Genomic DNA, 12891 nt, shown 5'->3' with positions numbered 1-12891 from the left:
ACCGGCCGTGAGGAGCCCCATGCCGTCGTTCGAGACCGCGCCCGATCAGACGCCGCCGCCGGATGCCGTCCATCCTCGCGATTCGTCGCCGCAGACGCCGACCTCGATCTCGCGGCTCAACGAGACCATCCGCGACTTCGTGCAGCGGTGGAACGCCGTGTGGGTCGAGGGCGAGATCACCTCCTGGAACCTCCGCGGCGGTCATGTCTTCGGCCGCCTGAAGGACGCCGAAGCGGATGCCGCGCTCTCGTTCCGCCTCTGGTCGAGCACCCTGCAGCGCCTCGGCTCGAGCCCGCAGGTCGGCGACCGCGTCGTCGCGTGCGTCAAGAGCGACTACTTCGTGAAGTCTGGCGACTTCTCGTTCACGGTGTCGGCCATGCGACCGACAGGTCTCGGCGATCAGCTCGTCCAGCTCGAGCGTCTACGCGCGAAGCTGCGGGCGGAAGGTCTGTTCGATCCGTCCCGCAAGCAGAGCCTGCCGTTCCTCCCCCACATGATCGGCCTGATCACGGGTGAGCGCAGCGACGCGGAACGCGACGTGCACCGCAACGCCGAGCTGCGCTGGCCGCACGTCGCCTTCCGCACGGTGCACGCGGCGGTGCAGGGCGATCGGTGCGTTCCCGAGACGATCGCGGCTCTGCGCGCCCTCGACGCCGACCCGGAGGTCGATGTGATCGTCATCGCGCGCGGCGGCGGCGACCCGCAGACGCTCCTCGGTTTCAGCGACGAGAGGCTGCTGCGGGCCGTGGCCGCGGCGACGACGCCGGTGGTGTCGGCGATCGGCCACGAGAACGACCATCCGCTCCTCGACGACGTCGCCGACCTCCGCGCGTCGACGCCGACGGATGCCGCCAAGCGGGTCGTGCCCGACGTCGTGGAGCAGCGCGCGCTCGTCGAGCAGCTGCGCAGCCGCGCCCGTACGCGCCTCACGCAGCGCGTCTCGCACGATCTCGCGCAGCTCGAGCAACTGCGATCGCGGCCGGTGCTGCGCAATCCGGAGTCGCTCATGACGACCCGCGCGCACGAATTGCACGTCCTCACGGCGCGCGGTCGAGACGTCGTGACGCGCCGCATGGATGCCGCGGGCCACGACATCGCCCGGCTCCGCGCCACACTCCGGGCGCTCTCGCCGGGCGCCACACTCGACCGTGGCTACGCCATCGCTCATCTCGATGCGGGAGTCATCATCCGAGACGCCGCGCAGGCCCCGGCGGGCTCGCACGTCACCGTCACCGTCGGCCGCGGCGCGTTCGCGGCGCGCTCCGAAGGCGTCGTCGACGACGGGGCCGCGCCCGCTGAGGCGGCGGGCGCACCGGCGGACCCGTCCTAGAATGGCTGACATGACTCCGCCGGCCGAAGGGCTCTCCGCCGACGTCGAGACCCTCAGCTTCGAACAGGCGCGCGACGAGCTCGTGCGCGTCGTTGCCGAGCTCGAACAAGGTGCGCCGACTCTCGAGCAGTCGCTCGCCCTGTGGACGCGCGGCGAGCAGCTCGCCGCACGATGCGAGGAATGGCTGCTCGGCGCCAAGCGCCGGCTCGACGAAGCGCGCGCCACGCGCGCGGACGACGCGTGATGGCCAAGGGGCCCCGCGTCGTCGCGGAGCTCGGCCGCCCCGAGACGCCCGACGAGACCGCCGCCCGCAAGGCGGCGTCGTCGCAGGTCTACCGCTCGAGCCAGAACGTGCGGAACCTGCTCGCCGCCCTCATCGTCACGGTGGCCGTCGTCGCGGTCATCGTGTTCGCCGTGCCGCGCGGCTCGGTCCCCGAACAGCCCGGCATCGACGTCGCCGCGGTCGCGACGGATGTCGGCTCCGGCATCGGTCGCCAGCTCGTGGCTCCCGAGGTGCCGGAAGCGTGGCGCGTGAACAAGGCGGAGCTCGCCGGCGACGACGTCCAGACCTGGGAGATCGTCTACGCGCCCGCCAGCGGATACGTCAACGTGCAGCAGGCGTTCGACGCCGATGCCGGCTGGGCGTCGCGGCAGGTCAGCGGCTCGCGCACGACGTCGACCGAGACCATCGACGGCGTGTCGTGGGAGGTCTTCGAGATCCCCGATCCCGCGCGCGCCGGGAACATCTCGTTTGCCCTGACGACCCAGGCGGGAGCCGACACCATCCTCGTCTACGGCGGCGGGGCCATCGACGCCGAGACCGTGCGCACCGCTGCGCGCGGCCTCGCGACCCAGATCGTCGAACTGCAGGAGGAGACACCATGACGTCGACCGCGGCCGCTCCGGCATCCCCCACGCCCCAGGAAGCCTGGGACGAGATGCGCGCGGGAAACATCCGATTCGTCGAAGGCACTCCGCGCCACCCCCGGCAGGACGTCGAGCGCCGCCACGAGATCGCCGGCTCGCAGACTCCGCGCGCCGCGCTCTTCGGCTGCTCCGACTCGCGCCTCGCGGCCGAGATCATCTTCGACGAGGGCCTCGGCGACCTCTTCGTGATCCGCAACGCCGGTCAGGTCATCTCCGACTCGGTCGTCGGCAGCCTCGAGTACGCCGTCGCCGTGCTGAACGTGCCGCTGATCGTCGTCCTCGCGCACGACGCCTGCGGCGCCGTGCGTGCCGCGATCGACAGCACGGGCATCGACGCTCCCCCGCTGCCGCCGCTCATCTGGCGTCAGATCTCCCCCATCGTGCCCGCCGTGCGCCGCGTCCTGCGGGCAGGAGCCGACGCCGGCGTCACCGCCGAGAACGTGGACGCCGAGGTCGTGGGCCGGGAGCACCTGCGCGACACGGTCGGTCAGCTGCTCCACGCGTCCGAGCTCATCAGCACCGCCGTCGCCGAGGGCCGACTGGCCATCATCGGAGCGAACTACCGCCTCGGCGAAGGCGCCGCTGAGGCTTCCATCATCCTCGGCGACGTCCACGACGACGCCGCATCCTGACGACATCCCACCGAGAGAGGAACAACGACGTGACCGACATCGAGTACCGCATCGAGCACGACACCATGGGAGAGGTCCGCGTCCCGAAGGACGCCCTCTACGCCGCGCAGACCCAGCGCGCGGTCGAGAACTTCCCGATCTCGGGCTCGGGGCTCGAGTCGAGCCAGATCGCCGCACTCGCGCGGATCAAGAAGGCCGCCGCGCTCGCCAACAAGGAGCTCGGCACGCTCGACCCCGCCATCGCCGATGCGATCGCCGGAGCAGCCGATGAGGTCGTCACCGGGCGCTACGACGCGCACTTCCCCGTCGACACGTACCAGACCGGTTCCGGCACGTCGTCGAACATGAACATGAACGAGGTGCTGGCCACCCTCGCGACCCGCGCGCTCGGCAGCACGGTGCACCCGAACGACCACGTCAACGCGTCGCAGTCGTCGAACGACGTCTTCCCGACGTCGGTGCACATCGCCGTGACCCAGGCGCTCATCGACGACCTCATCCCCTCCCTCGACCACCTGGCGGTCGCCTTCGAGACGAAGGCCGAGGAGTGGAAGGACGTCGTGAAGTCAGGTCGTACGCACCTCATGGATGCCACGCCCGTGACCCTCGGTCAGGAGTTCGGCGGCTACGCACGCCAGATGCGCCTCGGCATCGAGCGCGTCCAGGCCGTGCTGCCCCGCGTCGGCGAGGTCCCCCTCGGCGGCACCGCCGTCGGGACGGGCATCAACACGCCCCTCGGCTTCCCGCAGAAGGTCATCGAGCTGCTCGCGGCCGAGACCGAGCTTCCGATCACCGAGGCGAAGGACCACTTCGAGGCGCAGGCCAACCGAGACGGCCTCGTCGAGGCGTCCGGCGCCCTGCGCACGATCGCGGTATCGCTGACGAAGATCAACAACGACATCCGCTGGATGGGCTCGGGCCCGAACACCGGTCTCGGTGAGCTCCACATCCCCGACCTCCAGCCCGGCTCGTCCATCATGCCCGGCAAGGTCAACCCGGTCGTTCCCGAAGCCGTGCTGATGGTGTCGGCCCGGGTCATCGGCAACGACGCGACGGTCGCGTGGGCCGGGGCATCCGGCTCGTTCGAGCTGAACGTCGCCATCCCGGTGATGGGCACGGCGCTGCTCGAGTCGATCCGCCTGCTCTCGAACGCCGTGCGCGTGCTCGCCGACAAGACGGTGGCCGGTCTGCAGGCCAACGTCGAACGCGCCGCCGCGTTCGCAGGCATGTCGCCGTCGATCGTCACCCCGCTGAACAAGCTCATCGGGTACGAGGCCGCGGCGAAGATCGCCAAGCACTCCGTCGCCAAGGGCATCACGGTCCGCGAGGCCGTGATCGACCTCGGATACGTCGAGCGGGGCGAGCTGACCGAGGCGCAGCTCGACGAGAAGCTCGACCTGCTCTCGATGACGCACCCTGGTTGATAATCGGAGGGTGAACCCGTCGCGGTCGGAAGCCCGGCGCGCACGCATCCTGGGGATCGTCCTCGCGATCGTGTGCGCCGGCTTCGTCGTCGCCGCGATCGGCTCGCTGCTGGTGTTCCTGCTGCTCGGAGTCGAGCTCCCCTGGGCGGCTGTTCTGGTCTTCGCCGTCGCCGGCGCCGGCACTCTTGTGACGGTATGGCTCGTCGGCTGGCCGCTCCTGGCCACCCCGCCGCGCGAGGCGGCGGCTCAGGACGCCTTCGACGCGGCGGTCGAGGCCCAACGACGTCTGCTCGACGACGTGCGTCACGAGCTCAAGACACCGATCGCCATCGTGAGGGGGCACCTCGAACTCGTCGATGCCGATGACCCGGCGGATGTCGACGCCGTCCGCGAGATCTCGATCGGCGAACTCGATCGCATGACCCGCCTCATCGGTGACATCGATCTCTTGGCTTCGGTCGAGGGCGAGCGGTTCGCCCTCGACGAGGTCGACATCGAGAGCCTGACCCAGCGCGTGGTCGACCTCGTCACCGTCATCCCCGGGCACGATTGGGCCGTCGAATCGACGCAGCGCGGGATCATCCACGGCGACGCCGACCGCCTGCTCCAGGCATGGCTGCAGCTGGCCGACAACGCCGCCAAGCACACCCCGGTGGGAACCGCGATCGAGCTCGGCAGCGGCATTTACGCGGGCGCCTTCCACCTCTGGGTGCGCGACCACGGCCCCGGCATCCCGCCCGCGGCCCGGCATCGCATCTTCCGCAGATTCGATCGCGGCGGTCGCCGGCGGTCGGTCGGCGGCTCGGGTCTCGGCCTCGCCATCGTCGATGCGATCGCCAAGGGCCACGGCGGTTCCTGCACGGTCACGGAGACCGCGGGCGGCGGCGCTACCTTCACCATCACGATCCCGCTCCGCTCGGCCCGGCGCCTCCCTGCGCCGGTGCGGGCCGACGAGGTCGTCCTCCAGCGCAAGGAGATCGGATGACCCGCATCCTGCTCGTCGACGACGAGCCCCACATCATCGGCCTCCTGGAGCGTGCGGTACGCACCGCCGACATGGAGCCGCTCGTCGCCGAGGACGGTGAGACGGCGCTCGACCTGCTCGAGGGCGAGGATATCGACCTCGTCATCCTCGACGTCGGGCTTCCGGGAATCGACGGGTTCGAGGTACTGCGCCGCCTCCGCGCGTCCGGATCGGCCGTGCCCGTCATCATGCTCACCGCTCGGAGCGGAACGAACGACACCGTCGAAGGGTTGGATGCGGGGGCGAGCGACTACGTGTCCAAGCCGTTCGTCGTCGCCGAACTCCTCGCCCGGGTACGCTCGCGGCTGCGCGAGAGCGCGGGCCCGACGACCATGATCACCCGCGACGGCGTCAGCCTCGACATGCTGACCCGGCGTGCCACCGTCGACGGCCGCGACATCGATCTCTCCGCACGGGAGTTCGCGCTCGCCGAGCAGTTCCTCCGCCATGCCGGCGAGGTGCTCAGCCGCGAGACGCTGCTGAGCCGCGTCTGGGAGCTCGACTTCGACCCCGGATCGAACGTGGTCGACGTCTACGTGCGCTATCTGCGGGGCAAGGTCGGCGCCTCGCGCATCGTCACGGTACGCGGTGAGGGGTACCGCTGGGATTGAGGTCGGCCCCGGTCTTCCCGAGGCCGACCTCATCCGGGATCAGCTGAGTTCGCCCGCCTCGAGCAGATCCGTCACGAGCGCCGCGATCGCCGACCGCTCCGAGCGCGTGAGCGTCACGTGGCCGAACAGGTCGTGGCCTTTGAGCGTCTCGATCACGGAGGCGATGCCGTCGTGCCGTCCGACGCGCAGGTTGTCGCGCTGGCCGACGTCGTGGGTGAGGACGACGCGGGAGTTCTGACCGATGCGACTGAGGACCGTCAGCAGCACATTGCGCTCGAGCGACTGAGCCTCGTCGACGATGACGAAGGCATCGTGCAGCGAGCGACCGCGGATGTGCGTCAGCGGCAGCACCTCGAGCAGCCCGCGCGCGATGATCTCCTCGACCACGTTGCCCGAGACGACCGACCCCAGGGTGTCGAAGATGGCCTGACCCCAGGGGTTCATCTTCTCCTGGGCGTCGCCGGGAAGGTAGCCGAGCTCCTGACCGCCGACGGCGAAAAGCGGACGGAAGACGATGATCTTGCGCTGCTGCTGCCGTTCGAGCACCGACTCGAGGGCAGCGCACAGCGCGAGCGCTGACTTGCCCGTGCCCGCGCGACCGCCGAGCGAGACGATGCCGACATCCGGGTCGAGCAGGAGATCGATCGCGATCCGCTGCTCCGCCGAGCGTCCGTGCAGTCCAAAGACGTCACGATCGCCCCGCACGAGGCGGAACGAGCCCGGGCCCGTCACGCGCCCGAGGGCAGACCCCCGCTCGGAGTGGATGACGAGCCCGGTGTTGACCGGGACGCCGCGCACCTCGTCGCTCGTGGCGACCTCGCTCTCGTAGAGATCACTCATCTCGTCGCCGGAGAGGTCGATGTTCGCGATGCCGGTCCATCCGGAGTCCACGGCCTGCTCGGCGAGGTACTCCTCCGCGCTGATGCCCAGCGAAGCCGCCTTGACCCGCATCGGCAGGTCTTTCGAGACGACCGTGACCGGCTGCCCCTCCTGAGCGAGGTGCATCGCGACGGCGAGGATGCGCGTGTCGTTGTCACCCAGCCGCATCCCGGCGGGGAGCACCGAGGGGTCGGTGTTCGTCAGCTCCACCCGCAGGGTGCCGCCCTCGCCGACGGGAACGGGGAAGTCGAGCCGGCCGTGCTCGACCCGCAGGTCGTCGAGGTGGCGCAGCGCCTGGCGGGCGAAATAGCCGATCTCGGGATCGTGCCGCTTGCCCTCGAGCTCGGTGACAACCACGACGGGGACGACGACCGAATGCTCGGCGAAGCGGAACAATGCTCGCGGATCACTCAGCAGGACCGACGTGTCCAGCACGTAGGTGCGCAGCTCCTGGTCGAGCTCGTCACCTCCGCCGTGGATGACGCGACGCTGCTGCTCTGTTGCTCGTGCGGCCACAACCCACTCCCCGCCTCGGGTGTCTCACCCGATTCACACGAGTCGACCAGGGGTCACGAGTCGTGAGAAGGCCGACTCGAACGGGCGCCGTGCCCGTTGCGATGACAGTACGGTGGGCGACCGGCAGCCCGCCAGCGCGACACGCCCGCGGAGGTTTCGCGAACGTGAACTCTGCGTGCCGTGCTTGGCGCGTCAGCCGCCGAAGCGGCGGTCGCGCGTCGCGAAGTCGCGAATCGCGCGCAGGAAGTCCACTTCACGCAGGTCGGGTCCGAGCGCCTCGACGAAGTAGAACTCGCTGTGCGCCGACTGCCAGAGCAGGAAGTCGCTGAGGCGCTGCTCGCCGGAGGTGCGGATGACGAGATCGGGGTCGGCCTGGCCACCGGTGTAGAGGTGCTCGCCGATCTGCTCGGGCGTCAGACTCTCCGCGAGCTCCTCCATAGATCCGCCGCGCTCGTGGTGGCTCGTGATGATGCTCCGCACCGCATCCACGATCTCGCCCCGCCCGCCGTAACCCACGGCGAGGTTGACGTGCAGACCGGTGTTCTCGCGCGTGCGGTCCTCCGCCTTGGCGAGCACGCGGGCGAGATCCTCGGGCAGCTGGCCCGCGCGGCCCACGTGCTGCACGCGCCACCCCGGCTCGCTCGAGAGCGTCTCGGCCAGCTCGGCGATGATCTCGAGCAGGTCGGCGAGTTCGCGCGAGTCGCGCTTGGCGAGGTTGTCGTGCGAGAGCAGATAGAGCGAGACGACGCGGATGCCGAGCTCGTCGCACCAGCGCAGGAACTCGTGCATCTTCGCGGCCCCGGCGCGGTGGCCCTCGGCGGGCGTGGGGTAACCCGCCTGGCGCGCCCACCGACGGTTGCCGTCGATCATCATCGCGACGTGATGCGGAACGGTCTCCGGCGTCAGGTGCCGGCGCAGCCGGGACGCATACAGGCGATAGAGGGGTCCTCGTCCGCGGTTCGCAGCCACTCCCCTACGTTACTCCTCGCCCTCATGTGAACGCTGGCATATGCCAGAGCGTACGCTCGTGTTGTGACCCGACCCGCACCCGATGAGGGCGTCGAGATGCCCCAGCTTCCCCTATTGGACGCCGCTGCCGTCAGCGCTCAGGTCGAGCTGCGCCCGTCGTGGCGGGGCTGGATCCACGCGGCGACCTTCCCCGTCGCGATCGCCGCAGGCATCGTTCTGATCGTGCTCGCACAGGGCGCGCCGGCCAAGTGGGCGAGCGCCGTGTTCATGACCACCTCGCTGCTGCTGTTCGGCAACTCCGCGCTCTACCACCGGTTCGACTGGAAGCCGCGCACCAAGGCGATCCTCAAGCGGATCGACCACGCGAACATCCTTCTCCTGATCGCCGGAACGTACACGCCGCTGGCGGTGCTGGCCCTTCCCACCGAGCAGACGGTGCTGCTGCTGTCGCTGGTGTGGGGCGGAGCGATCGCGGGCATCTTCTTCCGCGTGTTCTGGATACACGCACCGCGCTGGCTCTATGTCGCGCTCTATCTCGCGCTGGGCTGGGCCGCGGTGATGTACATCGTTCCGCTGTTCCAGGCCAACGCCGCCATGATGATCCTGGTGATCATCGGCGGCCTGCTCTACAGCGGCGGCGCGGTGGTCTACGCGCTGAAGAAGCCGAACCCGTGGCCGGGCCACTTCGGCTTCCACGAGATCTTCCACGTCTGCACGGTCCTGGCATTCCTCTGCCACTGGACGGCGTGCCTCCTCATCGCGCTCGAGCCCGCGTATCACGCGGGCTGAGGTCGCGGAGGGACGAGGCCGACGGCCCCGTAGGTCAGCGCGTGTCGGCGTCCCGTTCGCCGCGAGCTGCGGCATCCTCTTCGTCGAGCTGCTCGCGCACCTCGGCACGGTATCGGCCCCGACGTACCCGTCGCAGCATGTCGAGCAGGAGGAGCACGACGGCGATCGTCAGGATCACGATCGCTCCGAAGCCCCACGGGCCGGGCGTGACCGACGTGGGGTCGACCGTGATCTCGGGGAGCGGTGTCGCCGCCGACGTGAGCCACAGGAGGGAGTTCATGGTTCCTCGATCTGCGCGAGAAGCGCTTAGCCTGGAACCACCAGCCTAATCCCGTCAGAACCACCCCGGAGACCGTCATCATGACCACGCAGCTCAAGCTCGACCAGCGCTACGGTCGGACGCGTGAGAAGCGGTCCCGGCGGATTCTGATCGGTGCCGCTGCGGTGGTGGGGGCAAGCGTTCTCGGACTCGTCGCCTGGACGACCGTGACCGGCGCCATCGACTCCGTCGACACCGACGCGACCGGATTCCAGGTGATCGACGAGCACTCGGTGGTCGTCTCGTTCCAGGTCAGCGGCGCGCGAGACAAGCCGCTCGCGTGCGCCCTCGAGGCCCAGGACACCGAGCACGGCGTCGTCGGGTGGCGGGTCGTCGAGTATCCGGCCGCTGACGGTGTCTCACGAGCGTTCACCGAGACCATCCCGACCGTGGCGCTGGCGACCAATGGTTTGGTGACCTCTTGCTGGATCCCGTAGTCTAGGCATTTCTTGTGCGCCCCGGTCGGATGCCGGGGCGTTCGCCATAGGCGGCTGTGCGCCGCGCCAGTCCAAGGAGATCACATGTCGAACGACGCTCCCGTCACCTTCCTCACGCAGGACGCCTACGACCGTCTCGTCGCGGAGCTCGAACACCTCTCGACGACGGGCCGCGAGGAGATCGCCAAGCGCATCGAGGCCGCGCGCGAGGAGGGCGACCTGAAGGAGAACGGCGGCTACCATGCCGCGAAGGACGAGCAGGGCAAGCAGGAGGCGCGCATCCGCACGCTGCAGCAGCTGCTCAAGGACGCGACCGTCGGAGAGGCTCCCGAATCCGACGGCACCGTGCTCTCGGGCACCGTCGTCACCGCGCTCGTCGCCGGCGGCGAGGAGGTCTTCCTCCTCGGCAGCCGCGAGATCGCGGCCGGCTCAGAGCTCGATGTCTACAGCGAGGCGTCACCGCTCGGCGAGGCCATCCTCGGCCTCAAGGAGGGCGACAAGACCTCGTACACCGCGCCGAACGGGCGCGACATCTCCGTCGAGATCGTCAAGGTCGAGACCTACTCGGGCCAGTGACCCGCGAGCTTCGCGCCGGCGTCCGTCAATCGGCGACGACCGTCGGCGCGAAGCCGGCATCCTCGAGGATCGCGATGACCTGAGCGCGGTGCTCCTCACCCCGCGTCTCGACGCTCAGCTGGAGGATCACCTCGCTGATCTGCAGCCCCTGCCCGTGGCGGGTGTGCAGCACCTCGATGACGTTCGCGCCCGCGACCGACAGGAGCTCCGAGACGCGAGCCAGCTGGCCGGGCCGATCGGGAAGCGGGATCTGCAGCGTCATGTACCGACCGGATGCCGCGAGGCCGTGGGCGACGACGCGCTGCAGCAGCAGAGGGTCGATGTTGCCGCCCGAGAGCACCGCGACCGTTGGGCCCGACGCCGTCACCTTGCCCGCGAGGATGGCTGCGACACCCACTGCGCCGGCGGGCTCGACGACCTGCTTCGCGCGCTCGAGCAGCACCAGAAGCGCACGGGCGATGTCGTCGTCCGAGACCGTGACGACCTCGTCGACGAGCTCGCGGATGACCGCGAACGTCTCGTCGCCGGGGCGGGCGACCGCGATGCCGTCGGCGATCGTCGGGGTCGTCTCGACCGCGAGCGGCATCCCTGCAGCCAGCGACGATGGATACGCAGCCGCGTTCTCCGCCTGCACCCCGATCACGCGCACGCGGCGCCCCTCGGCGGCAGCGCGGCCCTTCACTGCGGCGGCGACGCCGGCGATGAGACCGCCTCCCCCGATCGGGATCAGGAGTGTTTCGATGTCGGGCACCTGGTCGACGAGCTCGAGTCCGAGAGTCCCCTGGCCCGTGATGACGTCGGGGTGGTCGAACGGATGGATCAGCACGGCACCGGTGCGCTCGGCGAATTCGGCGGCCAGGCGCAGGGGCGTCTCGACCGTCGCGCCCTCGAGCACGACATCGGCGCCGTAACCGCGGGTGGCGAGGAGCTTGGGGACGGGGACGCCGAGCGGCATGAAGATCGTCGCCCGGATACCGAGCTTCTGCGCTGCGAGCGCGACGCCCTGGGCGTGGTTGCCGGCCGACGCCGCGACGACGCCGCGCGCGCGTTCTTCCTCGGTGAGGCGGGAGAGGCGGTAGGTCGCTCCGCGGATCTTGAACGAGCCGGTGCGCTGCAGGTTTTCGAGCTTCAGGTGCACGGGCACGCCCAGGAGATCCGAGAGGTGCTCGGAGTACTCCATCGGCGTGCGGGTGACGACGCCGTCGAGCACGGCCGCTGCGGCGTCGAGGTCGGCCGGAGTGGGTCCGGTCATGCGTTCTTCCTCCGGTCTCGGGGCACGGTGCTCCAGATCATCTCATCGGGCCGCGGGGCGACCCCGGTCTCCCACGAACGTCGCGACACGTAGAGCACGACGACGTTGACGAATGCGGCCAGCGGAACCGCGAACAGGGCCCCGGGAATGCCGGCGATCATCGCACCGCCGGCGACGACGATGACGACGGCGAGCGGGTGGACCTTCACCGCCGAGCCCATGAGGAGCGGCTGCAGGATGTGCCCCTCGAGCTGCTGCACGCCGAGTACGATGACGAGCATCCACAGCGCGATCCAGGGGCCGTTGTAGACGAGCGCGAGGAAGACGGCGAGGGCCCCCGTGACCACGGCCCCCACGAAGGGGATGAAGGCACCGAGGAACACGAGCACAGCGATCGGGGCCGCGAGCGGCACGCCGAGGAAGAGGGCGCCCAGACCGATACCGGTTGCGTCGATCGTCGCGACGAGCAGCTGGGTGCGCGCGTAGGTCACGACGGTGCGCCACCCCGTCCGGCCGGCGCCGTCGACCGCCGGACGAGCCTGACGGGGAAAGAGCCGGACGACCCAACGCCAGATGCGCCCGCCGTCGGCGAGGATGCACAGCAGGATGAAGAGCACGAGCAGCGCTCCGGTCGCGACGTGCCCCACGGTGGAGCCGATGGCGAGGGCGCCCGACCACAGGAGTGACGCCTGCTGTTCGAGGAAGCCCCAGCCCTGCTGGAGCAGACCGTCGATCTCCGTCGAAGTGAGATGGAGCGGACCGTCGATGAGGTACTGACGAAGTTGGCCGACGGCTTCGACCGTTCTCGCCTGAACCGAAGACCACTGCCGGCTGATCTGCCAGATCGCGAGCCAGAGGAGGCCCGAGATGACGGCGATGGTCGCGAGCACGCTCACCACGATCGCCGCCCAGCGCGGCACACGGTGCTCCAGCATCCAGAGCAGACCCGGCCAGAGCAGCGCCGCGATCAGGATCGCGATGAGCAGCGGGATGACGAGCAGCTTGAGCTGGATGATGATCCAGATGGCCACGCCCGCGGCGGCAGCGACCACGAGCAGCCGCCAGGAGTACGCCGTGGCCAAACGCAGGCCCCGGGGAATTCCCGTCGACGTCTCGGTGGCAACGGTTCGGGTGCGCAGGGCGTCGAAGAAGGACCGCCCGACCTTGTCGTCGCTCATCCGGCCAGTCTAAGACTGCGCCGCGGGC

Annotated in this window: 15 protein-coding genes; 10 read left to right on the top strand and 5 right to left on the bottom strand. The window is 69.8% G+C overall.

What is annotated here, in order from left to right:
• Positions 1-19: 19 nt before the first annotated feature.
• The 7 genes from xseA to ACI2K6_RS00550 are packed head-to-tail and all read left to right on the top strand — an operon-like array spanning position 20 to position 5948.
• A complete protein-coding gene (gene xseA, locus ACI2K6_RS00580) occupies positions 20-1330 on the top strand; it encodes an exodeoxyribonuclease VII large subunit (RefSeq protein ID WP_404567713.1) in 1311 nt (436 codons plus the stop codon).
• Positions 1331-1340: 10 nt separating this feature from the next.
• On the top strand, positions 1341-1574 hold the full coding sequence (locus ACI2K6_RS00575) for an exodeoxyribonuclease VII small subunit (RefSeq protein WP_023950420.1): 234 nt from the start codon (positions 1341-1343) through the stop codon (positions 1572-1574).
• Positions 1574-2215, top strand: coding sequence for a DUF4245 family protein (locus tag ACI2K6_RS00570; protein ID WP_282501033.1), 642 nt, complete (start codon positions 1574-1576; stop codon positions 2213-2215). The genes ACI2K6_RS00575 and ACI2K6_RS00570 overlap by 1 nt, the downstream gene beginning before the upstream one ends.
• Positions 2212-2889, top strand: coding sequence for a carbonic anhydrase (locus tag ACI2K6_RS00565; RefSeq protein WP_269266110.1), 678 nt, complete (start codon positions 2212-2214; stop codon positions 2887-2889). Before ACI2K6_RS00570 ends, ACI2K6_RS00565 begins: the two co-directional genes overlap by 4 nt.
• 29 nt (positions 2890-2918) lie before the next feature.
• Positions 2919-4313, top strand: coding sequence for an aspartate ammonia-lyase (locus ACI2K6_RS00560; protein ID WP_274177986.1), 1395 nt, complete (start codon positions 2919-2921; stop codon positions 4311-4313).
• A gap of 10 nt (positions 4314-4323) precedes the next feature.
• Positions 4324-5298, top strand: coding sequence for a sensor histidine kinase KdpD (locus tag ACI2K6_RS00555; RefSeq protein ID WP_181574278.1), 975 nt, complete (start codon positions 4324-4326; stop codon positions 5296-5298).
• Positions 5295-5948: a response regulator transcription factor gene (locus tag ACI2K6_RS00550; protein WP_274177987.1), complete on the top strand. Its 654-nt coding sequence runs from the start codon at positions 5295-5297 to the stop codon at positions 5946-5948. Before ACI2K6_RS00555 ends, ACI2K6_RS00550 begins: the two co-directional genes overlap by 4 nt.
• Positions 5949-5987: 39 nt before the next feature.
• On the opposite strand, the gene ACI2K6_RS00545 is transcribed toward ACI2K6_RS00550, so the two are convergent.
• Both ACI2K6_RS00545 and ACI2K6_RS00540 read right to left on the bottom strand, forming a co-directional pair.
• Positions 5988-7343, bottom strand: coding sequence for a PhoH family protein (locus tag ACI2K6_RS00545; RefSeq protein WP_378718814.1), 1356 nt, complete (start codon positions 7341-7343; stop codon positions 5988-5990).
• A 192-nt stretch (positions 7344-7535) separates the two neighbouring features.
• Positions 7536-8312, bottom strand: coding sequence for an isoprenyl transferase (locus ACI2K6_RS00540; RefSeq protein ID WP_112618024.1), 777 nt, complete (start codon positions 8310-8312; stop codon positions 7536-7538).
• A 96-nt stretch (positions 8313-8408) separates the two neighbouring features.
• Between ACI2K6_RS00540 and ACI2K6_RS00535 the strand changes: the two genes are divergently transcribed.
• Positions 8409-9101 carry a hemolysin III family protein gene (locus ACI2K6_RS00535; RefSeq protein WP_274178043.1) on the top strand — a complete coding sequence of 231 codons (693 nt, stop codon included), beginning with the start codon at positions 8409-8411 and terminating at the stop codon, positions 9099-9101.
• Between the two features lie 34 nt (positions 9102-9135).
• On the opposite strand, the gene ACI2K6_RS00530 is transcribed toward ACI2K6_RS00535, so the two are convergent.
• Positions 9136-9381 carry a hypothetical protein gene (locus ACI2K6_RS00530; RefSeq protein ID WP_112618023.1) on the bottom strand — a complete coding sequence of 82 codons (246 nt, stop codon included), beginning with the start codon at positions 9379-9381 and terminating at the stop codon, positions 9136-9138.
• Between the two features lie 80 nt (positions 9382-9461).
• Here ACI2K6_RS00530 and ACI2K6_RS00525 point away from each other — a divergent pair, with 80 nt between their 5' ends.
• Both ACI2K6_RS00525 and greA read left to right on the top strand, forming a co-directional pair.
• Positions 9462-9857: a DUF4307 domain-containing protein gene (locus tag ACI2K6_RS00525; RefSeq protein ID WP_112618022.1), complete on the top strand. Its 396-nt coding sequence runs from the start codon at positions 9462-9464 to the stop codon at positions 9855-9857.
• An 84-nt stretch (positions 9858-9941) separates the two neighbouring features.
• Positions 9942-10433: a transcription elongation factor GreA gene (gene greA, locus ACI2K6_RS00520; RefSeq protein WP_112618021.1), complete on the top strand. Its 492-nt coding sequence runs from the start codon at positions 9942-9944 to the stop codon at positions 10431-10433.
• A 25-nt stretch (positions 10434-10458) separates the two neighbouring features.
• Here the strand turns inward: greA and ilvA are convergent, their stop codons facing one another.
• Positions 10459-11685 (bottom strand): threonine ammonia-lyase, encoded by a 1227-nt coding sequence (gene ilvA, locus ACI2K6_RS00515; RefSeq protein WP_282501035.1) that lies wholly within the window; start codon positions 11683-11685, stop codon positions 10459-10461.
• The gene (locus ACI2K6_RS00510; RefSeq protein WP_112618019.1) at positions 11682-12863 is read right to left on the bottom strand and encodes an AI-2E family transporter; all 1182 of its coding nucleotides are present in this window, start codon (positions 12861-12863) and stop codon (positions 11682-11684) included. The genes ilvA and ACI2K6_RS00510 overlap by 4 nt, the downstream gene beginning before the upstream one ends.
• Positions 12864-12891: the final 28 nt, after the last annotated feature.

The sequence above is a fragment of the Microbacterium sp. NPDC006705 genome, from assembly GCF_044903545.1.
In the GTDB taxonomy this organism is placed as follows: domain Bacteria; phylum Actinomycetota; class Actinomycetes; order Actinomycetales; family Microbacteriaceae; genus Microbacterium; species Microbacterium plantarum.
Note: the sequence above shows the minus strand (reverse complement) of the source record. Positions and strands in the feature narration are given on the sequence as shown.